Annotated in this window: 12 protein-coding genes, 21 tRNA genes and 5 rRNA genes; 5 read left to right on the top strand and 33 right to left on the bottom strand. The window is 48.3% G+C overall.

The genetic code is table 11. The annotated features are described in order from the left end of the window. Nucleotides 1–22: 22 nt before the first annotated feature. Complete coding sequence (locus tag MHI21_RS02185; RefSeq protein ID WP_013369033.1) at nt 23–613, bottom strand: flavin prenyltransferase UbiX; 591 nt, start codon at nt 611–613, stop codon at nt 23–25. 161 nt (nt 614–774) lie between these two features. On the opposite strand from MHI21_RS02185, the gene MHI21_RS02180 reads away from it, so the two are divergent. Then, nucleotides 775–1,680 (top strand): LysR family transcriptional regulator, encoded by a 906-nt coding sequence (locus MHI21_RS02180; protein WP_235307012.1) that lies wholly within the window; start codon nt 775–777, stop codon nt 1,678–1,680. Nucleotides 1,681–1,752: 72 nt separating this feature from the next. Here MHI21_RS02180 and MHI21_RS02175 read toward each other — a convergent pair whose 3' ends face one another. The 5 genes from MHI21_RS02175 to MHI21_RS02155 form a co-directional block, all read right to left on the bottom strand. Next, nucleotides 1,753–2,937 (bottom strand): response regulator, encoded by a 1,185-nt coding sequence (locus tag MHI21_RS02175; protein WP_342419334.1) that lies wholly within the window; start codon nt 2,935–2,937, stop codon nt 1,753–1,755. Next, entirely contained in the window at nt 2,918–4,714 is a 1,797-nt protein-coding gene (locus MHI21_RS02170; RefSeq protein WP_165178766.1) for a sensor histidine kinase, read from the bottom strand. The genes MHI21_RS02175 and MHI21_RS02170 overlap by 20 nt, the downstream gene beginning before the upstream one ends. Nucleotides 4,715–4,744: 30 nt before the next feature. Continuing rightward, nucleotides 4,745–5,569, bottom strand: a complete 825-nt coding sequence (locus tag MHI21_RS02165; protein WP_071639241.1) for a carbohydrate ABC transporter permease — start codon at nt 5,567–5,569, stop codon at nt 4,745–4,747. A gap of 14 nt (nt 5,570–5,583) precedes the next feature. Continuing rightward, nucleotides 5,584–6,474: a sugar ABC transporter permease gene (locus MHI21_RS02160; RefSeq protein WP_342419333.1), complete on the bottom strand. Its 891-nt coding sequence runs from the start codon at nt 6,472–6,474 to the stop codon at nt 5,584–5,586. 228 nt (nt 6,475–6,702) lie between these two features. Then, on the bottom strand, nt 6,703–8,034 hold the full coding sequence (locus MHI21_RS02155; RefSeq protein ID WP_341162476.1) for an extracellular solute-binding protein: 1,332 nt from the start codon (nt 8,032–8,034) through the stop codon (nt 6,703–6,705). A gap of 294 nt (nt 8,035–8,328) precedes the next feature. Here MHI21_RS02155 and MHI21_RS02150 point away from each other — a divergent pair, with 294 nt between their 5' ends. After that, nucleotides 8,329–8,487 (top strand): hypothetical protein, encoded by a 159-nt coding sequence (locus MHI21_RS02150; protein WP_165147892.1) that lies wholly within the window; start codon nt 8,329–8,331, stop codon nt 8,485–8,487. 179 nt (nt 8,488–8,666) lie between these two features. On the opposite strand, the gene rrf (MHI21_RS02145) is transcribed toward MHI21_RS02150, so the two are convergent. From rrf (MHI21_RS02145) to MHI21_RS02130, 4 genes are all read right to left on the bottom strand, one after another. Continuing rightward, a 5S ribosomal RNA gene (rrf, locus tag MHI21_RS02145) occupies nt 8,667–8,783 on the bottom strand. 144 nt (nt 8,784–8,927) lie between these two features. Then, nucleotides 8,928–11,856: ribosomal RNA gene (locus MHI21_RS02140) — 23S ribosomal RNA — on the bottom strand. Nucleotides 11,857–12,141: 285 nt separating this feature from the next. Beyond that, nucleotides 12,142–13,697, bottom strand: a 16S ribosomal RNA gene (locus MHI21_RS02135). The 16S, 23S and 5S rRNA genes sit together here, the layout of an rRNA operon. Before the next feature lie 573 nt (nt 13,698–14,270). Further along, on the bottom strand, nt 14,271–15,011 hold the full coding sequence (locus tag MHI21_RS02130; protein ID WP_025718906.1) for a Crp/Fnr family transcriptional regulator: 741 nt from the start codon (nt 15,009–15,011) through the stop codon (nt 14,271–14,273). A 299-nt stretch (nt 15,012–15,310) separates the two neighbouring features. Between MHI21_RS02130 and MHI21_RS02125 the strand changes: the two genes are divergently transcribed. The 3 genes from MHI21_RS02125 to MHI21_RS02115 all read left to right on the top strand — a co-directional run bounded on the left by MHI21_RS02125 (nt 15,311) and on the right by MHI21_RS02115 (nt 17,653). After that, complete coding sequence (locus MHI21_RS02125; protein WP_165179928.1) at nt 15,311–15,760, top strand: GAF domain-containing protein; 450 nt, start codon at nt 15,311–15,313, stop codon at nt 15,758–15,760. Nucleotides 15,761–15,903: 143 nt separating this feature from the next. Next, a complete protein-coding gene (locus MHI21_RS02120; protein WP_016818376.1) occupies nt 15,904–16,557 on the top strand; it encodes a response regulator transcription factor in 654 nt (217 codons plus the stop codon). Further along, nucleotides 16,550–17,653: a PAS domain-containing protein gene (locus MHI21_RS02115; protein WP_342419332.1), complete on the top strand. Its 1,104-nt coding sequence runs from the start codon at nt 16,550–16,552 to the stop codon at nt 17,651–17,653. Before MHI21_RS02120 ends, MHI21_RS02115 begins: the two co-directional genes overlap by 8 nt. Nucleotides 17,654–17,855: 202 nt before the next feature. Here the strand turns inward: MHI21_RS02115 and MHI21_RS02110 are convergent. The 23 genes from MHI21_RS02110 to MHI21_RS02000 form a co-directional block, all read right to left on the bottom strand. Further along, nucleotides 17,856–17,926: transfer RNA gene (locus tag MHI21_RS02110), tRNA-Gly, on the bottom strand. Nucleotides 17,927–17,935: 9 nt separating this feature from the next. Continuing rightward, nucleotides 17,936–18,009: transfer RNA gene (locus MHI21_RS02105), tRNA-Pro, on the bottom strand. Nucleotides 18,010–18,032: 23 nt separating this feature from the next. After that, nucleotides 18,033–18,109, bottom strand: a tRNA-Arg gene (locus MHI21_RS02100). A gap of 26 nt (nt 18,110–18,135) precedes the next feature. After that, nucleotides 18,136–18,207, bottom strand: a tRNA-Cys gene (locus MHI21_RS02095). A gap of 10 nt (nt 18,208–18,217) precedes the next feature. Further along, nucleotides 18,218–18,292: transfer RNA gene (locus MHI21_RS02090), tRNA-Gly, on the bottom strand. A gap of 6 nt (nt 18,293–18,298) precedes the next feature. Beyond that, a tRNA-Leu gene (locus MHI21_RS02085) sits at nt 18,299–18,386 on the bottom strand. A 14-nt stretch (nt 18,387–18,400) separates the two neighbouring features. Next, nucleotides 18,401–18,476 (bottom strand) — tRNA-Lys (locus MHI21_RS02080). A gap of 4 nt (nt 18,477–18,480) precedes the next feature. Continuing rightward, nucleotides 18,481–18,555 (bottom strand) — tRNA-Gln (locus MHI21_RS02075). 17 nt (nt 18,556–18,572) lie between these two features. After that, nucleotides 18,573–18,645, bottom strand: a tRNA-His gene (locus tag MHI21_RS02070). A 19-nt stretch (nt 18,646–18,664) separates the two neighbouring features. Further along, nucleotides 18,665–18,750 (bottom strand) — tRNA-Tyr (locus MHI21_RS02065). Nucleotides 18,751–18,754: 4 nt separating this feature from the next. Continuing rightward, a tRNA-Thr gene (locus MHI21_RS02060) sits at nt 18,755–18,830 on the bottom strand. Between the two features lie 26 nt (nt 18,831–18,856). Beyond that, a tRNA-Phe gene (locus MHI21_RS02055) sits at nt 18,857–18,929 on the bottom strand. A 66-nt stretch (nt 18,930–18,995) separates the two neighbouring features. Continuing rightward, nucleotides 18,996–19,072 (bottom strand) — tRNA-Asp (locus tag MHI21_RS02050). 25 nt (nt 19,073–19,097) lie between these two features. Beyond that, nucleotides 19,098–19,171 (bottom strand) — tRNA-Met (locus tag MHI21_RS02045). A gap of 30 nt (nt 19,172–19,201) precedes the next feature. Further along, nucleotides 19,202–19,277 (bottom strand) — tRNA-Val (locus MHI21_RS02040). 6 nt (nt 19,278–19,283) lie between these two features. After that, a tRNA-Glu gene (locus MHI21_RS02035) sits at nt 19,284–19,355 on the bottom strand. 32 nt (nt 19,356–19,387) lie between these two features. After that, a tRNA-Ser gene (locus MHI21_RS02030) sits at nt 19,388–19,479 on the bottom strand. Between the two features lie 3 nt (nt 19,480–19,482). Continuing rightward, nucleotides 19,483–19,556 (bottom strand) — tRNA-Met (locus tag MHI21_RS02025). Nucleotides 19,557–19,590: 34 nt separating this feature from the next. Beyond that, nucleotides 19,591–19,666 (bottom strand) — tRNA-Asn (locus MHI21_RS02020). 4 nt (nt 19,667–19,670) lie between these two features. Next, a tRNA-Ala gene (locus MHI21_RS02015) sits at nt 19,671–19,746 on the bottom strand. 22 nt (nt 19,747–19,768) lie between these two features. Beyond that, a tRNA-Ile gene (locus MHI21_RS02010) sits at nt 19,769–19,845 on the bottom strand. A gap of 36 nt (nt 19,846–19,881) precedes the next feature. After that, a 5S ribosomal RNA gene (rrf, locus tag MHI21_RS02005) occupies nt 19,882–19,998 on the bottom strand. A gap of 151 nt (nt 19,999–20,149) precedes the next feature. Beyond that, nucleotides 20,150–23,078 (bottom strand): 23S ribosomal RNA (locus MHI21_RS02000). Nucleotides 23,079–23,286 lie beyond the last annotated feature (208 nt).

Raw genomic sequence — 23,286 nt, 5'->3', positions numbered from 1 at the left:
TTCTCCTTCATCTTTCGATTTCTCAATTCTGGTGCAGTCTGGAGTCATTCTGCTTCATTCCATCCCAGCGTTTGGCTGCGGTTGTGACAATACCGAACTGATCCAATGCACGAAAAACAATATGATCCACCAATTCCTCGATACTTGCAGGATGATTATAAAAGGCAGGCATCGGCGGCAGGATCATCACGCCCATACGTGACAGCTCCAGCATATTTTCCAGATGGATACTGCTTAATGGTGTTTCTCTGGTCATGAGCAGCAGCTTCTTTCGCTCCTTCAGTATCACATCCGCTGATCGGGTAAGCAGGTTGTCAGCCATACCAATACGAATGGAGGCAAGGGTCTTCATGCTGCAAGGAGCGACGACCATGCCGTCTACTCGAAAGGAGCCGCTGGAAATACGCGCAGCCTGATCCTTATACGAGTAGACCGCATCCGCCATTGCCTCCACTTCCTTCACCGTGTAGCCTGTCTCATAGGGGATGTTCGCAATAGCCCACGGGGATAGCACCAGATGGCTTTGGACTCCAGCCTCTCGTAATTGTTGTAATATACGGATACCAAAAATCGACCCTGTCGCTCCCGATATTCCTACAATGATTTTCTTCATATGTCCCCTCCTTCCATCCCATCGTTTTATGTTCACCCATGCATTACTGTCAAAAATTATACGCCCGTTCCTTGCACACGAAAAATATATATAATATATGTAATGCATACTTTAAAAGTATTCAAATCGAAGCGTTGTTTAGAAATGAGGAGGAATCCCCAATGGACTTGAAGCATCTGCATTACTTTTGCGTCATCGTGGAGGAAGGGCAAATCACCAAGGCCGCCAGAACGCTCAACATGGCCCAGCCTCCACTGAGTCAACAACTCAAAAATATGGAGGACGAGCTTGGCGTAAAGCTGATTTACCGTGAAGGAAAGAAGTGGGAAGTTACCGAGGCCGGGTATACACTGTATACACGCGCCAAACGATTATTGGCTGAAATGGAGGACACCTGTAGAGAAATTGGGGAGTTTGAAAACAAAGTAACCGGCACACTTGCTATAGGCACGTCATCCGCCTGTATGTCTCTGATTACTGAACAACTCAGTCGCTTTCATCAGGTTTATCCAGAGGTATACGTTAAAATAGGACACGGAGACACACATCATCTGGAAGAGCTGTTACACCAAAATAAAGTTGATCTGGCCCTGCTGCTGCTTCCGGTAGATGACAAATCGTACCATACGATTGAACTGGAGGGCGTTTCTTTTGTTGCGGTTCTTCCGTGTGAATGGGCAGATCGCCATCCCAGTGGGGAAATTACATTACAGGAAGCTGCCAGCTATGACCTCTTGTTGGGACGCCGAACAGAAGGACACGGACTATACGAAACCGTCATCCGCAAATTTCAGGAACACCATCTTATTCCGCGCGTCGTACTAGACTGTCCAGAAATATCGACCATTCTCTCGCTCGTTTCCACAGGCATGGGAATTACCATTATTCCAGACGCTGGCTTGGGACAAGAATACGGGGACAGATTTCGCACACTCTCCATTAAAGAGCCATTCCCCTTCACACAGCCTGCCGTCGTATGGCGCAAAGATCGTTATTTATCCAATGCAGCTCGCAAATTTGTTGAACTGTTACAAGCTGGAGACACGAAAAAGACTGTTCCCGAGTAGATGCTCTACCGCTCTACTCCTGAAACAGTCTGGTGCTAGATGAACTTCCTTCATTCGGTCATTGATACCGCCTTACTTGACTCCTTGATGCCGATACTCGGTTGGAGTCATTCCACATTTGCGCCGGAATACCTGTGTAAAATGCCGCATATCCTGATAGCCGATCCGCTCTGAAATATCAGCCAGCCGCAGATGAGGATCACTGAGCAGACGCTTCGCCTCCTCCATACGCAGGCAAATGACGTAATCCTTGTAGCCTTGTCCCGTCTTTTGCTTGAATAACTGGCTGAAATACACCGGATTCAAAAATACGATTGAAGCCACCTTCTCCAGCGACAGATCCTCTGTGAAGTGAGCCCGAATGTATTGCAATGCCACATCTACCGTATGCATGCCTTTGCGTAAACATTCTCCTGTATCCGCTGCTGCGGCTGCAATCTCCTCTGGTGTACGTCTTAGTCGCGCCACCTCTTCAGGTATGGAGGCAAAATTGTGATGAACACCCGAACGTGTAATTTGTAGGGGCACCTTCACATAACGCTTCAGATGGGATTCGAGCAACGTCTCTAGCCGTGCGGCCTCTGCTTCATCCCTTAGCCTTGCAATGCCCAGGAGACTATGGCGGTCTAGACTGACGACAAAGCCGCTGCCTCCTGCCTCAATGAGCTCGGACAGTACATTTTCAATCATAAAATGCTCCAGATGCGTCTGCTTGTGATCAGGTTCCATGCGAACCATGAAGAGATGGAATTCTGGATAATTTTCGACAAAAGGCTGTATATCCAGCTTGCCCGTGTCCAGTCCAAGGGCATAGCGTTGGAAAACGGCTTCACGCAAATAAACCATATTGGATTTGAGAAGCCTACCCTCGTTCGCCTGCTGCGAGGCCACAAGCGCTTCGGCTGCCAGTATTTCAATGCATTCCAGCAGCTTTCTTTTACCAATCGGCTTTAACAGGTAGTCTTTGGCACCCAGCTTTACTGCTCTTTGTGCATAATGGAAGTCGGAATGGGCCGAAATGACAACCCACTGCAGATGAGGATGCTTTCGCTTAGAAATACGCATGAATTCCAGACCATCCATACCGGGCATCAGGATATCAGTTAATACAATATCTACAGGATGCTCCGCCAGAATGCCTGCTGCCTCCTCGGTGGAAGCAGCGAGATGAATGCCGCAGGTTGGTAGAGCTTGGCCAATGGTACGCCGAATCCCCTGGCGAATCATATTTTCATCGTCAGCTATCAGAATATTCATGTTTCTCCTCCTTCTGTGGCAGAGGCACACTTACAGTGACTGTTGTTCCGGCCCCAGGTGCGCTAGAGATCCGTAGGCCGTACTCTTCTCCGAACATGTGCCGTAGCCGTAAATTTAGGTTTTGCAGGCCGATGCCTCCCGCCTGCCCGCTGCCCGCCTGTTTGCCGGGTTCTGCCAAAGCGACCTGGACCACCTCCCATCGTTCGTACTCCATCCCTGCACCGTTGTCGATGATGTGCAGGCTCAATACACCGCCATATTCCTCCGCTCTGACGAGCAACTTGCCACCTGTATCCGCATGAAGAGGCTCCAGTCCGTGCTTCACCGCATTTTCAATCAATGGCTGTAAGGTCATTTTCGGCAAGCGGATATCCATCCATCGTTCTTCAATATTGATGTCTACGGATACCCTGCCCTCCAGCCGGGCTTGGATAATGGTAAGATAGTGGCCAACCTGCTCCACTTCTTCACGAAGGCTTACATCGGTCCCCTCTTCCCAATGGCTGCTGTAACGGAACATATGGGATAAGGAGAGAACCACCTCTCCGAGCTGATCTTGTCCCTTTTCATCCAGCATCCAATAGATCATATCCAGCGTATTATACAGAAAATGTGGATTGACCTGCGTCTGTAGCGCGTGCAGCTCCGCATTTTTTTCACTGACCGATGATATACGCACCAGCTCGATTAGCTCTGCAATCCGTCTTACCATATGGTTAAAAGAGGTAGCTAGTTGATTGATTTCTTCATAGGATTTGGTGTTTACCGTATGACGGAAATTTCCTGTCTCTACCCGCTTCATTTCCCGAATGACTCGCTTGAGTGGAAGGGAGATGCCCCTGGAGACGATAGATGCAATTAACGCCGACACAATAATAAGTATAGGTGCCACGATAAATAAGTACCTTTGATTTTGCACCAGCTCCACGTTCAGATCCTCACTAGGTGTCACACTAATCACAGACCAGTCGGCAAACGGCAACTTGGAAGCGATTACAACTCTTTCATTACTTCGATTTACAATAACATCCTCCTCCGGTACCTGCTGCTCTAGATTTTGCAAATCCGGTGGCGGATCAGAGGAAGTGGCCGACACAATTCGGTTTTCATGACCCAACAAATATACCTGACTATTGGTGCCTAACCGCAAATTGTGGAGAGCGGACAAAACAGAACGCGGCTCAGCCTCAAACAGGACAATACCAATCGGCTTGTGTTCATCCAGATCATAGAGCTGCCGCCCAAACGCAAACACGGGTCTGGTTTCCACCTGATCAATGACAGAGTGAGGATACACGCCCAGCCATGCAATTTTGCCCGCCGACTTTCGAATTTCCTTATACCATTCCGTATGTTCGTAATGAGTATCAATGACATTCATATAATTTCCATAGTTATATACCTTGCCTGTGTCTGTGATGACATGGATGCCAATCAGATCCTCACGCGAATAATAGATAGCGCCCAGAATATTCGTAATCGTACGTTCGTTGATGTAATTGACAGCAGGTAAATCACTACTATCCGTCGTCAACAGACGAACCAAATCCATATTGTTGCTGATCGATTTGGAGAGACTGTTATAGCTGCCGAGTAGCAATTCGAACAGGCCTGCCGTCTGGGATACATTTTTACGCGCCAGCTCGCTGACCTTATCATGGAACTGCACCGTAGTACGGTTGTAAAATAATAGACTGACCGCCAGCACAATGCCGGACATGCTCAATAGGAACAGAACAAACAAGCGGTATTGAATGGATTGAAAACGGCGCATCATACCTCCGTGCGCTCCTTTCGCTTCGGCCGCCTATCCTTTAACCGCTCCCGCAACCATGCCCTTGGTGATATTTTCGGACAGAACAAAATAAATAATAATGACCGGTAAGGCACCCATGACTAGAAAAGCACCAATATTACCGTAGTTCACAGAATACTGGCTGACGAACGTATATACGCCGAAAGGGAGAGTTTTGAGCTTCTCGGACGAGATAAAGGTGGCAGCCATAATGTATTCATTCCAGATGTTAATGAAAGTTAAAATACATACCGTCATGATAGGCGGAATCGAGATGGGTAAGATTACACTGCGGAAAATACGATAAATGCTTGCTCCGTCAATGTAAGCGGATTCTTCAATTTCGTGGGGAATGGACCGCATAAAGCCGGATAGGATGAAGACCGCAATCGGTGTCTGAAAAGCAATGTAGGGTAAAATCAGTGAGAAATACGTATTCAGAATATGGACGTTTTTAAACATCACCATCAGCGGCAGCAGTGTAGCTTGCATCGGGATCATCATCCCGATCAGAAACAAAGTCAGCACAACAACCCCAAAGCGCCAACGAAAACGTGTAATCGCATAAGCAGTCATTGAGCTTAATAAAATGACGAAGATCATCGTAACCCCGGTCACCAGTACACTGTTTCCTAAATAACGCAAGTAGCTCCCTGATTCATAGGCTTCCTGATAGTTGTGCCACTGGGGCACTTGAGGGAGTGCAAAGAAACTTGAGCTCAATATCTCTTCATTCGTCTTCAACGAATAGGTCAGCAGCCAAAAGAGTGGATACAGCTGCGTAACAATTAAGATTGCCAATAAGGTAAAGACTCCCGTTTTTTTCAAGGCATTCAACAGTTCCATCTCCTTTAGCTTACCTTATTTTCGATTCGTTTGAAAACAAAATTTATCACAATTGTAAATGACAAGCAAATCACTACGAGAATTGAAGCCAATGCGCTGCCATATCCGTATTTCATCGATAAAAAGGACATATTGTACATATACGTAGATACTGTATCCGTTGCATGAGCTGGTCCTCCACCCGTCATCACCCAGATCAAATCAAACGATTGCAGGGAGCCGATAAATGCTAATACAATTGATATCTTGAAAATAGGTACAATGAGCGGCAGCGTAATATAGCGGTCTGCTTTGAATCCTTCAGCTCCATCAATTTTGGCTGCTTCGTACAACTCATTCGGTATATTTTGTATCCCGGTAAACTGGATAAGCAAATGATAGCCAAAATACTGCCACAACGATACAAAATAGAGGGCGTACATCGCTATCTGCGGTTCCGTCAGCCATGAGCGTGTCCAGCTTTCCAGCCCAATCGCCATCAAAATACCGTTCAGCATTCCACCCATCGAGGCCGGATTATAGATCGTCTTCCACAGCTGCCCGATAATGACCACCGACAGAATAACCGGCAGAAAATACATCGTAACCAGCGTATTGGCCTTACGCACATAACGATTAAGCAAGATCGCCAGCAGCAGACAGAACGGAATCTCCAGCATGGAAAACACAGCAAACATCATAGTCCGTTTCACGGATGGCCAGAATACTGAATCTGCTGTAAAAATCCGCTCAAAATTAGCCAGCCCCACGAACTTTGCCTCGGCAATACCGTTCCAATCCAGCAATCCACAATACACCGACACCAGAATCGGAACAAATACCATACAGGTATACAACAACAGGCAGGGTAGCACGAAAACGGCAATGGTACGTGCTGGCACCTTCAGTACATTCATGCTCTAATCTCCTTTGTGTTGATTCTGAACATCTTCTGAGGATGCACAACCTACATGATTTCCAATCAGGGAAGGAGCATTTCGCCCCCTCCCTAGTGCCTGCTACTTCAGGATTTTGTAAAATTCGATTCCAGTTGCTCCAAAGTGCAATATCTAGACGAACTAGGCCATTTCGATCTATATATTGTTCATTGGGAGTCGCTTATTGGATTTTTGCAAACTCCTCACTTATTTATTCGCTTCAAAAGTGTTCTGATGTTCCTTGGCAACTTGTGCAGAGTCTTCCTTTTGCACGAACAGGTTTTGAATGCTACTCAGATGCGCCTGCGCAATAGCCGGATTCATCGTATTATCAAAAGCGAGATCGCCCCCTTTTACATTCTTGAACAGCTCATTAAGACTAATCGCTAACTCGGAGTAGCCCGCTTCCTTCAGATCACCTTTCATTTTCTGACCGCTGCCAATCGCATTTTTTAGATCAAACTGAATTTTGGGCATCTCCTTAATAAAATAGTGCAGAAAATCCTTCGTTTCCTGTAAATGTTCACTGTTCGCAGATACTGCAAATGCGCTGCCCGGCGCAATTACATACTCATTCACATCACCCTTGCCATTCACCGTAGGGAATTGAAACGCTCCTACCTTACCCGCTACCGAAGAAGCATCAATTGACCCCGTTTCCCATGTACCCATGATATACATCGCGGCTTTTCCTGTTTTAAAAATATTACCGCCTGCATTGTAGTCAATAGATGTAGCTCCATCCGGGAAAGCTCCTGCCTGCACCAATTCCTGAAATGCATCCACCGCTTCCACAAAAGCCGGGTCGTTAAACGTCTTTTTGCCGTCCAGTACATCATTGAGAAAATTCGGTCCTTCATTCGTACGCAACAAAATGTTCATAAAAAGGAGAGACCCCGTCCATGAATCCTTTTCCCCAATGGCAATCGGAGTAATACCCTTCGCCTTCAGCGTTTTGACCGTCGTAATCAGCTCGTCAAAGGTGGTCGGCAACTTCTGGATTCCCGCCTGCTTGAACAGTTCCTTATTGTAAAACACCACTTCTATATTGTTGCCATCCGGAAAAGCGTAGAGCTTATCGTCGAAACTATAGTAATTAAGAAGTCCATTCTGAAATGTATCTTTTAACCCCTCTTTATCAGCCACATCGTTTAATGGAGCCAGCAGCCCGGCATCTACGAATGGCTTCATCTGTGCAGCTGGGTTTACAATCGTGATATCAGGTACTTCCTTCGCCGCTGCCTGTGTCTTCAGCTTAAGCTTTTGTTGATCTGTATTTAGCGAATCCAATTCAATTTTGACATGAGGATGATCCTGCTCGTATTGACCTACAATTTGCTTAATCATTTTGTACGAAGGGGTGCTCGGATCAGGATTAATGTTCTGAAAGGTAATCGTAACATCTTTCGTTTCGGTGCTTCTGCTCGGTTCTCCTGAATTTCCCGGACTTGCGCTTTGTCCGTTATTACAAGCTGCCAGCGTCAATGCCAAGGCGCTCACCATCACAACGGCAAACGCTTTCATTTTTGTTCTGCTCATGGTCCTTTTCCTCCTCTTGTTGAAGCATTGCGCAATTTGCCCTCCTTATTGGTGGACACTCAATGCCCGCTTGTTCTTTTCATTATGTTCCATAGAAAAGACGTGAACAATACGTGAACTTAAGGAGAAGGGTTTGTTTTTTCAAGCCCTCATTTGCGTGCTTCAAAATTCATTCATATCATAACTTGCAATTTATCTAGAACACAGGCATAATATGAATAAGATCATATTTTGATAATGATTATCATTATTAAATGATAAATACACATAGACTTTAAAGGAGGCAGGACCGCAGTGAAAGAAACTTTCAGTAAAACCTCCCTGCATATTGATGATTATTTGGACCTTCTCAATCTTGCCGTACAAGTCGGAGATACCAAGTGGCAAAAAGAAATTACCCGTAAACTTCAAGCCTTGAGTGTCCTTCAGACAGAACAGGTTGAAATAGATTAACTTCCCCAGTTAATACTGTCCTCAGTTAAAAATGCTGACTAAGCACCACTATACAAAGGACAACCAGGATACCGTACAACTTTTGACCGAATCCATGAGAAAGATCTTTCATGTGAATGATAAATGAATCGGTTATAGGAAAAAGAGCACAGCCCGTTAAGGCTGTGCTCTTTTATCTTGCTTGGCGACGTCCTACTCTCCCAGGACCCTGCGGTCCAAGTACCATCGGCGCTGGAGGGCTTAACGGTCGTGTTCGGGATGGGTACGTGTGGAACCCCTCCGCTATCGCCACCAAACATGAATTTGCTGCGCAAATTCTTTTTCAGGAATCAGCATCGCCAAATGCTGTGTGTTCGCTTGTTTCATATAAGCTACTTGAGCCTATACAACACAAAACTTACACCCTGAAAACTGGATCCGAAACTCATTGCGTTTTATTTTAGGATAAGCCCTCGACCGATTAGTATTGGTCAGCTCCATGCATTACTGCACTTCCACCCCCAACCTATCTACCTCGTCGTCTTCAAGGGGTCTTACTAATTGGGAAATCTCATCTTGAGGGGGGCTTCACGCTTAGATGCTTTCAGCGCTTATCCCTTCCGTACATAGCTACCCAGCGGTGCTCCTGGCGGAACAACTGGTACACCAGCGGTACGTCCATCCCGGTCCTCTCGTACTAAGGACAGCTCCTCTCAAATTTCCTACGCCCACGACAGATAGGGACCGAACTGTCTCACGACGTTCTGAACCCAGCTCGCGTACCGCTTTAATGGGCGAACAGCCCAACCCTTGGGACCTACTTCAGCCCCAGGATGCGATGAGCCGACATCGAGGTGCCAAACCTCCCCGTCGATGTGGACTCTTGGGGGAGATAAGCCTGTTATCCCCAGGGTAGCTTTTATCCGTTGAGCGATGGCCCTTCCATGCGGTACCACCGGATCACTAAGCCCGACTTTCGTCCCTGCTCGACTTGTAGGTCTCGCAGTCAAGCTCCCTTCTGCCTTTGCACTCTTCGAATGATTTCCAACCATTCTGAGGGAACCTTGGGGCGCCTCCGTTACTCTTTAGGAGGCGACCGCCCCAGTCAAACTGCCCACCTGACACTGTCCTCGCACCGGATCACGGTACCAAGTTAGAACCTAGATACGATCAGGGTGGTATCCCAAGGATGCCTCCTCTCAAGCTGGCGCTCAAGATTCTACGGCTCCCACCTATCCTGTACAGATCGTACCCAAATTCAATATCAAGCTGCAGTAAAGCTCCATGGGGTCTTTCCGTCTTGTCGCGGGTAACCTGCATCTTCACAGGTATTAAAATTTCACCGGATCTCTCGTTGAGACAGCGCCCAAGTCGTTACGCCATTCGTGCGGGTCAGAATTTACCTGACAAGGAATTTCGCTACCTTAGGACCGTTATAGTTACGGCCGCCGTTTACTGGGGCTTCGGTTCATAGCTTCGCCCCGAAGGGCTTACCACTCCCCTTAACCTTCCAGCACCGGGCAGGCGTCAGCCCGTATACTTCGCCTTGCGGCTTCGCACAGACCTGTGTTTTTGCTAAACAGTCGCTTGGGCCTTTTCACTGCGGCCCCCTCGGGCTATTCACCCTACCGAGGCACCCCTTCTCCCGAAGTTACGGGGTCATTTTGCCGAGTTCCTTAACGAGAGTTCTTCCGCGCGCCTTAGAATTCTCTTCTCGCCTACCTGTGTCGGTTTGCGGTACGGGCACCTTCTCCTGGCTAGAGGCTTTTCTTGGCAGTCTGAGATCATGACCTTCGCTACTACAATTTTCGCTCCCCATCACAGCCCAGCCTTAACGATGTGCGGATTTGCCTACACATCAGCCTCACTGCTTAGACGGACATCCATCAGTCCGCGTCACTACCCTACTGCGTCACCCCATCGCTCATAACGGATTACGGTGGTACAGGAATTTCGACCTGTTGTCCTTCGACTACGCCTATCGGCCTCGCCTTAGGTCCCGACTTACCCTGAGCGGACGAACCTTCCTCAGGAACCCTTAGGCTTTCGGCGGATCTGATTCTCACAGATCTTTTCGTTACTCATACCGGCATTCTCACTTGAATGCAGTCCAGCGCTCCTTACGGTACACCTTCAACCCGCATTCAACGCTCCCCTACCCCTGATGCATTGCATCAAGCCATAGCTTCGGTGGTGTGTTTAGCCCCGTTACATTTTCGGCGCAGAGTCACTCGACCAGTGAGCTATTACGCACTCTTTCAATGGTGGCTGCTTCTAAGCCAACATCCTGGTTGTCTGTGCAACTCCACATCCTTTCCCACTTAACACACACTTGGGGACCTTAGCTGATGGTCTGGGCTGTTTCCCTTTCGACAATGGATCTTAGCACTCACTGTCTGACTCCCGGAACTAAATCTATGGCATTCGGAGTTTGACTGAGCTTGGTAACCCTTGCGGGCCCCGCACCCAATCAGTGCTCTACCTCCACGATTCTTCTTTCCGAGGCTAGCCCTAAAGCTATTTCGGGGAGAACCAGCTATCTCCGGGTTCGATTGGAATTTCTCCGCTACCCCCACCTCATCCCCGCATTTTTCAACATGCGTGGGTTCGGGCCTCCAGTGCGTGTTACCGCACCTTCACCCTGGACAGGGGTAGATCACCCGGTTTCGGGTCTACGTCCACGTACTCATTCGCCCTATTCAGACTCGCTTTCGCTGCGGCTTCAGCTCTTCACCTTAACCTTGCACGGGAACGTAACTCGCCGGTTCATTCTACAAAAGGCACGCCATCACCCATAGATCGGGCTCTGACTTCTTGTAAGCACACGGTTTCAGGATCTATTTCACTCCCCTTCCGGGGTGCTTTTCACCTTTCCCTCACGGTACTGCTTCACTATCGGTCGCCAGGGAGTATTTAGCCTTGGCAGATGGTCCTGCCGGATTCATACGGGGTTTCACGTGCCCCGCACTACTCGGGATCCGTCTCGGAGAGAACAAGTTTTGAACTACAGGGCTTTTACCTTCTCTGGCGGGCCTTTCCAGACCTCTTCATCTAACCGGTTCCTTTGTAACTCCATGTGAGACGTCCCACAACCCCAAGGAGCAAGCTCCTTGGTTTGGGCTAATCCGCGTTCGCTCGCCGCTACTGACGGAATCACTATTGTTTTCTCTTCCTCAGGGTACTTAGATGTTTCAGTTCCCCTGGTCTGCCTCTATTCTGCCTATGTATTCAGCAGAAAGTGACTGTCGATGAAGACAGCCGGGTTTCCCCATTCGGACATCCCCGGATCAAAGCTTGCTTACAGCTCCCCGAGGCCTTATCGTTGTTCGCCACGTCCTTCGTCGGCTCCTGGCGCCTAGGCATCCTCCGTGTGCTCTTTGTAGCTTAACCTAGTATTTACATCGTAAATACGATTTGCTTTGAATTTCGGTTCAACACGAATGTGTGAATGAAATTCAAGGCAGCTACCTTTATTTCACTTGTTTACACAAGATCAGCTTAAAGGAATATTCTAAAACGCAATTTCGTTTCGGTATCCAGTTTTCAAGGTGCAAAGCTGTAAAAAACCAGCCTTTTTGAGAGTTTGAGCTCTCAAAACTGAGCAACGAGTGAGTAGTTTTTGAAGCATACGCTTCATATTTGAATGTTTCCGTTGCAGGAAACGATTCTCCATAGAAAGGAGGTGATCCAGCCGCACCTTCCGATACGGCTACCTTGTTACGACTTCACCCCAATCATCTACCCCACCTTCGGCGGCTGGCTCCCTTGCGGGTTACCCCACCGACTTCGGGTGTTGTAAACTCTCGTGGTGTGACGGGCGGTGTGTACAAGACCCGGGAACGTATTCACCGCGGCATGCTGATCCGCGATTACTAGCAATTCCGACTTCATGTAGGCGAGTTGCAGCCTACAATCCGAACTGAGACCGGCTTTTCTAGGATTGGCTCCACCTCGCGATTTCGCTTCCCGTTGTACCGGCCATTGTAGTACGTGTGTAGCCCAGGTCATAAGGGGCATGATGATTTGACGTCATCCCCACCTTCCTCCGGTTTGTCACCGGCAGTCTGCTTAGAGTGCCCAGCTTGACCTGCTGGCAACTAAGCATAAGGGTTGCGCTCGTTGCGGGACTTAACCCAACATCTCACGACACGAGCTGACGACAACCATGCACCACCTGTCTCCTCTGTCCCGAAGGAAAGGTCTATCTCTAGACCGGTCAGAGGGATGTCAAGACCTGGTAAGGTTCTTCGCGTTGCTTCGAATTAAACCACATACTCCACTGCTTGTGCGGGTCCCCGTCAATTCCTTTGAGTTTCAGTCTTGCGACCGTACTCCCCAGGCGGAATGCTTAATGTGTTAACTTCGGCACCAAGGGTATCGAAACCCCTAACACCTAGCATTCATCGTTTACGGCGTGGACTACCAGGGTATCTAATCCTGTTTGCTCCCCACGCTTTCGCGCCTCAGCGTCAGTTACAGCCCAGAGAGTCGCCTTCGCCACTGGTGTTCCTCCACATCTCTACGCATTTCACCGCTACACGTGGAATTCCACTCTCCTCTTCTGCACTCAAGCTCCCCAGTTTCCAGTGCGACCCGAAGTTGAGCCTCGGGATTAAACACCAGACTTAAAGAGCCGCCTGCGCGCGCTTTACGCCCAATAATTCCGGACAACGCTTGCCCCCTACGTATTACCGCGGCTGCTGGCACGTAGTTAGCCGGGGCTTTCTTCTCAGGTACCGTCACTCTTGTAGCAGTTACTCTACAAGACGTTCTTCCCTGGCAACAGAGCTTTACGATCCGAAAACCTTCATCACTCACGCGGCGTTGCTCCGTCAGGCTTTCGCCCATTGCGGAAGATTCCCTACTGCTGCCTCCCGTAGGAGTCTGGGCCGTGTCTCAGTCCCAGTGTGGCCGATCACCCTCTCAGGTCGGCTACGCATCGTCGCCTTGGTAGGCCTTTACCCCACCAACTAGCTAATGCGCCGCAGGCCCATCCACAAGTGACAGATTGCTCCGTCTTTCCTCCTTCTCCCATGCAGGAAAAGGATATATCGGGTATTAGCTACCGTTTCCGGTAGTTATCCCTGTCTTGTGGGCAGGTTGCCTACGTGTTACTCACCCGTCCGCCGCTAGGTTATGTAGAAGCAAGCTTCTACATAACCCCGCTCGACTTGCATGTATTAGGCACGCCGCCAGCGTTCGTCCTGAGCCAGGATCAAACTCTCCATTAAAGACCAACCGAAGTTGGTTTATAGAAAGAGCGATAAGCTCATGTTGAAACTGACGAGATAAAATATCTCTTGTTTGATTTTGCGAACAAAATCATTTTACTCACTCGTTGTTCAGTTTTCAAAGATCAAACATTTCTCTTTCGCCGCGTTTTTCAGCAGCTATAAGATCATACCATGTTCGTTTCGAAAATGCAAGGGTTATTTTTTTCTTTTTTGAAGATCATTTCACCCAAGCTTTTCGCTTTTGAAACTGCTGTTTTGTTGTCAGCTCAAATAATATATCATTTTCAGCAATAGAAAGCAACTTGTAAATAATACCTTTTTTTTAAACTTAAAATCCCTTCCACCTTTTAGTCAACCATTATTAGCTCCACTGTTACTTCAAAACAGCTAGTTCATAAAATGTCATGTGTTCAGTTCCATTTAATATAAATATATTATTGGTAATTAGCCGCTATACGACGTTGATTAGTTTTTTTGTAATCTATGTTGTTCGTTACCCCATGTGCTAGATTGTTAGAAGACATGCAGCAAGGCGAAGTCTCTTGGACCCCGCCTAATGGTATTCATATATTAGAGGCGACAAATTTCATGGGCACATTGGCCGTACGAAGGACAGCAGCACATGCCACGTAATACCTTGAGATCGTGAATGACAATCTTTCCATCCCTTGTATCTAAGGTTCCCTGCTCTTTCAGCGCGCTCAGCATCCGGTTCACACTCTCTCGCGTCGCTCCAATCATCTCACCTAATTCGGAGTGACTTAGCTTCATATTTAGTAAAATGCCATCCTTCACAGCCACGCCACATGTATTGCTAGCACGGATCAATGTAGATGCTAACGCTCCAGTTTTACCATACAACAGTAAGTCCCGAAAACGCGATTGCATAATGCGTTGCTTCATCGCCATCCACTGGATGAACTGAAGTGCCATTTCCCCATTTTTGGACAAGAGCGACTCCAGATCCTTAACAAGCACGACGCCTAACTCACACACATCGGCTGTTTCCGCAGTGCAACTATACTCTTCTCCATCTATCCCGCTAAATTCCCCAATTAAGTCGCCTTGATGCTGAATGGTCAGAATCAGTTCTTTACCATCTTCTGTCGATTTACGAAGTTTAACATGACCTGAATGTATATAATAAAGCTGCTCTGCATCATCGCCTTCTCGGAAAAGCATAACGCCTGCCTTTACCTTCTTCCAGGACATAATATCTTTTAGCAGATCAAAATGTTCTTCTGTCAAATAAATCTGAATTCCCGTGCGTTCCGCTTCGTCCCCAAACCGTTCCATACAAGTGGCTTGCATGTTAGCGTCCTCCTCGTGTTTACCTGATATCTATATCATAATGTTTTAATGCCTGGGTTGTTATCGGGAGAACACCTGATTTTATACCTTCCTACTCCCTGATTTACTGTGATAAATATCACTTCCGAGGTAAGCTAACGCCCCATTTATCGGCCTTTTCCCTACTCCTTACCCGACCTGATGAAAAGTCAGTGTTTCCTGCGCCTATAGATCAGGGGGTTCCCTGATCTACTTTTGTAACTGTCAGAACTACAATGAATTAGAGATATAGTTTGGTTATGAAAAAGGATGTGTCTTCTATGCTACAAATAACGGATGAAATGCGAAAAGAACTGAACCAGTTAAGAGATACTATTTATAGTGATCTCACTGCCCTTGCATTTATGTCCAAGTCGGGTGGTAAGCTGCATTGGTATTACGCCTCCGGCAACCGAAGCAATCGCTATCGCCTTATTTCTTTTAAGATTGGTCATGGTATTGCCGGGATGGCTGTTCGCTTGGGACGTACCGTGACTGTAAGTGCTTTACTATCAGGTAGTATACGTCTGCGTCAGGAGTGTGCACTAATGCTGGCCGAGCAGCTTCACTCTGCTGTTGCTATTCCCTTTTCCAGCACAGGGGATCTGCCTAACGGTGTGCTGCTTCTTGGTAATCGTGATGTGAGGACGTTCACAGAGTCTGATGTGGCCGAGGCCACTCAAGTCGCTCAACGCCTTAGCCAACTATGTGCTTACCCTCTCACTCCATAGATCAACAATGGTACTGTAGATAATAAAACTCATAAAATACTTGATATGGCTGTCCCTAACTATCTTTGTTGATTGAAATCCCTAAAATTTGCTATGATTATGACAAAACGCACGGTTTTTTTACCGTTCGAGGGGATGACAAATTGATTCGTATACTAGTAGTGGATGATCATGTTGTCGTACGTTCTGGCCTCATGGCCCTATTGGACGGCAAAAATGGTATTAAGGTCGTAGGAGATGCAGCAGACGGGGATGAGGCGATCCGCAAGGCAGTAGAGCTACAACCTAATGTCGTACTCATGGATTTTAGCATGCCACCTGGCAAAGATGGTCTCACGGCAACCACTGAATTAAAAAAACAGTTGCCCGATACAGAAGTCCTTATTTTAACGATGCATGACGATGAAGAATATCTGTTCCGAGCCATTCAGGCTGGAGCATCCGGATATATTTTAAAAAGCGCACCTCACGAGGAGTTACTCGCTGCCATCCAGTCTGTGGCCGAAGGTAGTGCCTATTTGTACCCGAATGCAACCAAACGACTGATGAGTGAATATCTGGACAAAATCAAACAGGAAGGCATAGCCGGACCCTATGAATCCTTGTCTGAGCGGGAAAAAGAGATTCTATCCTGGGTAGCCAAAGGATATGCCAACAAGGAAATTGCCGAGCACCTGGTGATTAGTGTCAAAACCGTAGAGTCCCATAAAAGCAATCTTATGGAGAAGCTTAACTTGAAAACACGACCTGAGCTAGTCAAATTCGCACTAAAAAAGGGGCTGCTCCATTATGAATGAACCTTCTAATCCTTTACTGCAGCATGCCTTTGGTGAATCAACCGATAAACTGCTGAATGATCTGGAAATTTATATACCAGAATCCCCTTTTCTTCATGCGCTGCGTAACTCACTCCACCAATTATCCAATCTGAAATTTGCTCTAGATACGTCTTCCATCGTTGCTTTGACCGATCATCGAGGTATTATTCAGTACGTAAACGACAAGTTCTGTGAGATTTCGCAATACAGTCGTGAAGAGCTGATCGGTCAGGATCATCGTCTTATTAATTCAGGCTATCATACCTCTGCCTTCATGAAAAACCTGTGGACTACGATCCGTTCAGGTAAGGTATGGCAAGGAGAAATACGTAATCGTGCTAAAGATAACAGCTACTATTGGGTGAATACTACGATCGTTCCGTTTATGGACGAGGAAGGTAAACCCTATCAGTACTTAGCGATCCGCAATGAGGTCACTAAACTGAAGAAAGTAGAAGCAGAACTCCAATCTATGATGACGCAAGTCATGCAAATACAGGAAGAAGAACGTAAACGCTTTTCAAGAGAGCTGCATGATGGGATAGGACAAAGCTTGTTTTCACTTATTATCCAATTGGATAGCCAACTTGCCGAACAACCTAGTGCTACTCTGGAGAATCTTCGTTCGCAGGTGACCGACATCATCAAAGATGTTCGTGGTCTAGCGTGGGAACTTCGTCCCTCAGTTCTGGATGATCTGGGTGTCGTCCCAGCCATAAGAACCTATATTGAAAACTTCTGTTCTCATTACGGGATTGAGGTGCATTTTCAATGCACTCTACGTAAACGGGTTGATATTCGCAAGGAAATTGCAATTTATCGGATTGTACAGGAGGCATTAACGAATGTAGCCAAATACGCAGATGTAGCAGTGGCATATGTCGACGTTGAGGATCAAAATGAAATGATACAAGTGACCATTCGGGATGAGGGCATTGGATTCTCTGGAAAGTCCCAAGGAGAGGGAGTTGGATTGTTCAGTATGGAAGAACGAGCTAGAGGGGTAGGGGGATTTATGAGCATAACCTCTGCTCCAGACAAGGGAACCTCCATCCAGCTGACCATTCCCGTGTAAAAACTGTCCACTAGATCGGTTATCGGTGCATGCCAGTTGTATGATCAGAACGATATACACCGATACCGAAGATTATGGATAATCAACACATTGTGGATTACATGAGGATAAATACAAAAAAAGAGAGAGCTCTGTCCCCAGACAGGCTCTCTTTATTTATAAGGTGTCACCACTGAGGCAACAAGAATCCGCTATAGCAAAAAGCGGGTGATGGGAATCGAACCCACGCTACCAGCTTGGAAGGCTGGAGTTCTACCATTGAACTACACCCGCAAATCAGTATCGGGATGACACGATTTGAACATGCGACCCCCTGGTCCCAAACCAGGTGCTCTACCAAGCTGAGCTACATCCCGACATTATACATTTTTTTAAGAAATGGCGCGCCCTGAGAGATTCGAACTCCCGGCCTTTTGATTCGTAGTCAAACGCTCTATCCAGCTGAGCTAAGGGCGCATATTAAATTCCATAATGAGTAGTCAAGGCGCCACCCAGATTTGAACTGGGGAATGAAGCTTTTGCAGAGCTTTGCCTTACCACTTGGCTATGGCGCCGTATGGATAATGGAGCGGACGACGGGAATCGAACCCGCGACCCTCGCCTTGGCAAGGCGATGCTCTACCGCTGAGCCACGTCCGCAAAATATGGTGCGGTCGAGAGGACTCGAACCTCCACGGGGGGTTAGCCCACACGGACCTGAACCGTGCGCGTCTGCCAATTCCGCCACGACCGCAAAATAATTATAAATGGTGAGCCATGAAGGACTCGAACCTTCGACACCCTGATTAAAAGTCAGGTGCTCTACCAACTGAGCTAATGGCTCTTAATGGCTGGGGATATAGGATTTGAACCTATGCATGACGGAGTCAAAGTCCGTTGCCTTACCGCTTGGCTAATCCCCAATAGATTAAGAATAAAGGGCGGCCGATGGGGCTTGAACCCACGAATGCCGGAGTCACAGTCCGGTGCGTTAACCACTTCGCCACGACCGCCATATGATTATGAAAAGACTGGTGGAGGATGATGGATTCGAACCACCGAACCCGTAAGGGAGCAGATTTACAGTCTGATGCGTTTGGCCACTTCGCTAATCCTCCAAAATGGTGCCGGCGAGAGGACTTGAACCCCCAACCTACTGATTACAAGTCAGTTGCTCTACCAGTTGAGCTACACCGGCACATTACTCAATTCCCACTTGAAAGGTGGCTCGGGACGGAATCGAACCGCCGACACGAGGATTTTCAGTCCTCTGCTCTACCGACTGAGCTACCGAGCCATATTTTATTTTATTACTACACCATATAATCCGCACTATATATGCCAATTATATATGAAGTTAAAATGGCGGAACTGACGGGATTCGAACCCGCGATCTCCTGCGTGACAGGCAGGCATGTTAGGCCTCTACACCACAGTTCCAGAGGCATTTCCAACAGGAAATTAATTGCGGGGGTAGGATTTGAACCTACGACCTTCGGGTTATGAGCCCGACGAGCTACCGAACTGCTCCACCCCGCGACATTAAAAGGCATTTCTCAAATTTTCTTATGGTGGAGGCTGAGGGGATCGAACCCCCGACCCTCTGCTTGTAAGGCAGATGCTCTCCCAGCTGAGCTAAGCCTCCATAATATGACCCGTAGGGGATTCGAACCCCTGTTACCTCCGTGAAAGGGAGGTGTCTTAACCCCTTGACCAACGGGCCTTGAAAAATAAGTTCTGGTTTCAATAAATTTATGGCGGAGAGAGAGGGATTCGAACCCTCGCACCACTTTCGCAGTCTAACCCCTTAGCAGAGGGTCCCCTTATAGCCACTTGGGTATCTCTCCGAGTAGCGGCAGAGGGGATCGAACCCCCGACCTCACGGGTATGAACCGTACGCTCTAGCCAGCTGAGCTACGCCGCCACCTTATATATAAAATTTAGAAATATTCAAAACATGGCTCCCCGAACAGGACTCGAACCTGTGACAACTCGATTAACAGTCGAGTGCTCTACCAACTGAGCTATCAGGGAATATTGGTGGAGCCAAGCGGGATCGAACCGCTGACCTCCTGCGTGCAAGGCAGGCGCTCTCCCAGCTGAGCTATGGCCCCAATCTTTTTGTTATTCTGGAAGTGGTGGGCCTTAGTGGACTCGAACCACCGACCTCACCCTTATCAGGGGTGCGCTCTAACCAGCTGAGCTAAAGGCCCTAACATGCAAAACTTCATTATCCTTTGAAGGATATCGCTTGGCGACGTCCTACTCTCCCAGGACCCTGCGGTCCAAGTACCATCGGCGCTGGAGGGCTTAACGGTCGTGTTCGGGATGGGTACGTGTGGAACCCCTCCGCTATCGCCACCAAACATGAATTTACATCGTAAATTCTACCGTACGGTTATTCAGTTCATCACTTATCGTGTGAATGAATAGCCATGCGCTTGTTGTATGTATTTCTACATACCTTCAAGGTTACACCCTGAAAACTGGATCCGAAACTCATTTGCGTTTTATTCTTAGGATAAGCCCTCGACCGATTAGTATTGGTCAGCTCCATGCATTACTGCACTTCCACCCCCAACCTATCTACCTCGTCGTCTTCAAGGGGTCTTACATACTGGGAAATCTCATCTTGAGGGGGGCTTCACGCTTAGATGCTTTCAGCGCTTATCCCTTCCGTACATAGCTACCCAGCGGTGCTCCTGGCGGAACAACTGGTACACCAGCGGTACGTCCATCCCGGTCCTCTCGTACTAAGGACAGCTCCTCTCAAATTTCCTACGCCCACGACAGATAGGGACCGAACTGTCTCACGACGTTCTGAACCCAGCTCGCGTACCGCTTTAATGGGCGAACAGCCCAACCCTTGGGACCTACTTCAGCCCCAGGATGCGATGAGCCGACATCGAGGTGCCAAACCTCCCCGTCGATGTGGACTCTTGGGGGAGATAAGCCTGTTATCCCCAGGGTAGCTTTTATCCGTTGAGCGATGGCCCTTCCATGCGGTACCACCGGATCACTAAGCCCGACTTTCGTCCCTGCTCGACTTGTAGGTCTCGCAGTCAAGCTCCCTTCTGCCTTTGCACTCTTCGAATGATTTCCAACCATTCTGAGGGAACCTTGGGGCGCCTCCGTTACTCTTTAGGAGGCGACCGCCCCAGTCAAACTGCCCACCTGACACTGTCCTCGCACCGGATCACGGTACCAAGTTAGAACCTAGATACGATCAGGGTGGTATCCCAAGGATGCCTCCTCTCAAGCTGGCGCTCAAGATTCTACGGCTCCCACCTATCCTGTACAGATCGTACCCAAATTCAATATCAAGCTGCAGTAAAGCTCCATGGGGTCTTTCCGTCTTGTCGCGGGTAACCTGCATCTTCACAGGTATTAAAATTTCACCGGATCTCTCGTTGAGACAGCGCCCAAGTCGTTACGCCATTCGTGCGGGTCAGAATTTACCTGACAAGGAATTTCGCTACCTTAGGACCGTTATAGTTACGGCCGCCGTTTACTGGGGCTTCGGTTCATAGCTTCGCCCCGAAGGGCTTACCACTCCCCTTAACCTTCCAGCACCGGGCAGGCGTCAGCCCGTATACTTCGCCTTGCGGCTTCGCACAGACCTGTGTTTTTGCTAAACAGTCGCTTGGGCCTTTTCACTGCGGCCCCCTCGGGCTATTCACCCTACCGAGGCACCCCTTCTCCCGAAGTTACGGGGTCATTTTGCCGAGTTCCTTAACGAGAGTTCTTCCGCGCGCCTTAGAATTCTCTTCTCGCCTACCTGTGTCGGTTTGCGGTACGGGCACCTTCTCCTGGCTAGAGGCTTTTCTTGGCAGTCTGAGATCATGACCTTCGCTACTACAATTTTCGCTCCCCATCACAGCCCAGCCTTAACGATGTGCGGATTTGCCTACACATCAGCCTCACTGCTTAGACGGACATCCATCAGTCCGCGTCACTACCCTACTGCGTCACCCCATTGCTCATAACGGATTACGGTGGTACAGGAATTTCGACCTGTTGTCCTTCGACTACGCCTATCGGCCTCGCCTTAGGTCCCGACTTACCCTGAGCGGACGAACCTTCCTCAGGAACCCTTAGGCTTTCGGCGGATCTGATTCTCACAGATCTTTTCGTTACTCATACCGGCATTCTCACTTGAATGCAGTCCAGCGCTCCTTACGGTACACCTTCAACCCGCATTCAACGCTCCCCTACCCCTGATGCATTGCATCAAGCCATAGCTTCGGTGGTGTGTTTAGCCCCGTTACATTTTCGGCGCAGAGTCACTCGACCAGTGAGCTATTACGCACTCTTTCAATGGTGGCTGCTTCTAAGCCAACATCCTGGTTGTCTGTGCAACTCCACATCCTTTCCCACTTAACACACACTTGGGGACCTTAGCTGATGGTCTGGGCTGTTTCCCTTTCGACAATGGATCTTAGCACTCACTGTCTGACTCCCGGAACTAAATCTATGGCATTCGGAGTTTGACTGAGCTTGGTAACCCTTGCGGGCCCCGCACCCAATCAGTGCTCTACCTCCACGATTCTGTTTTCCGAGGCTAGCCCTAAAGCTATTTCGGGGAGAACCAGCTATCTCCGGGTTCGATTGGAATTTCTCCGCTACCCCCACCTCATCCCCGCATTTTTCAACATGCGTGGGTTCGGGCCTCCAGTGCGTGTTACCGCACCTTCACCCTGGACAGGGGTAGATCACCCGGTTTCGGGTCTACGTCCACGTACTCATTCGCCCTATTCAGACTCGCTTTCGCTGCGGCTTCAGCTCTTCACCTTAACCTTGCACGGGAACGTAACTCGCCGGTTCATTCTACAAAAGGCACGCCATCACCCATAGATCGGGCTCTGACTTCTTGTAAGCACACGGTTTCAGGATCTATTTCACTCCCCTTCCGGGGTGCTTTTCACCTTTCCCTCACGGTACTGCTTCACTATCGGTCGCCAGGGAGTATTTAGCCTTGGCAGATGGTCCTGCCGGATTCATACGGGGTTTCACGTGCCCCGCACTACTCGGGATCCGTCTCGGAGGGAACAAGTTTTGAACTACAGGGCTTTTACCTTCTCTGGCGGGCCTTTCCAGACCTCTTCATCTAACCGGTTCCTTTGTAACTCCATGTGAGACGTCCCACAACCCCAAGGAGCAAGCTCCTTGGTTTGGGCTAATCCGCGTTCGCTCGCCGCTACTGACGGAATCACTATTGTTTTCTCTTCCTCAGGGTACTTAGATGTTTCAGTTCCCCTGGTCTGCCTCTATTCTGCCTATGTATTCAGCAGAAAGTGACTGTCGATGAAGACAGCCGGGTTTCCCCATTCGGACATCCCCGGATCAAAGCTTGCTTACAGCTCCCCGAGGCCTTATCGTTGTTCGCCACGTCCTTCGTCGGCTCCTGGCGCCTAGGCATCCTCCGTGTGCTCTTTGTAGCTTAACCTAGTATTTACATCGTAAATACGATTTGCTTTGAATTTCGGTTCAACACGAATGTGTGAATGAAATTCAAGGCAGCTACCTTTATTTCACTTGTTTACACAAGATCAGCTTAAAGGAATATTCTAAAACGCAATTTCGTTTCGGTATCCAGTTTTCAAGGTGCAAAGCTGTAAAAAACCAGCCTTTTTGAGAGTTTGAGCTCTCAAAAC

The sequence above is a fragment of the Paenibacillus sp. FSL H8-0168 genome, from assembly GCF_038592955.1.
GTDB lineage: Bacteria > Bacillota > Bacilli > Paenibacillales > Paenibacillaceae > Paenibacillus > Paenibacillus polymyxa_B.
Note: the sequence above shows the minus strand (reverse complement) of the source record. Positions and strands in the feature narration are given on the sequence as shown.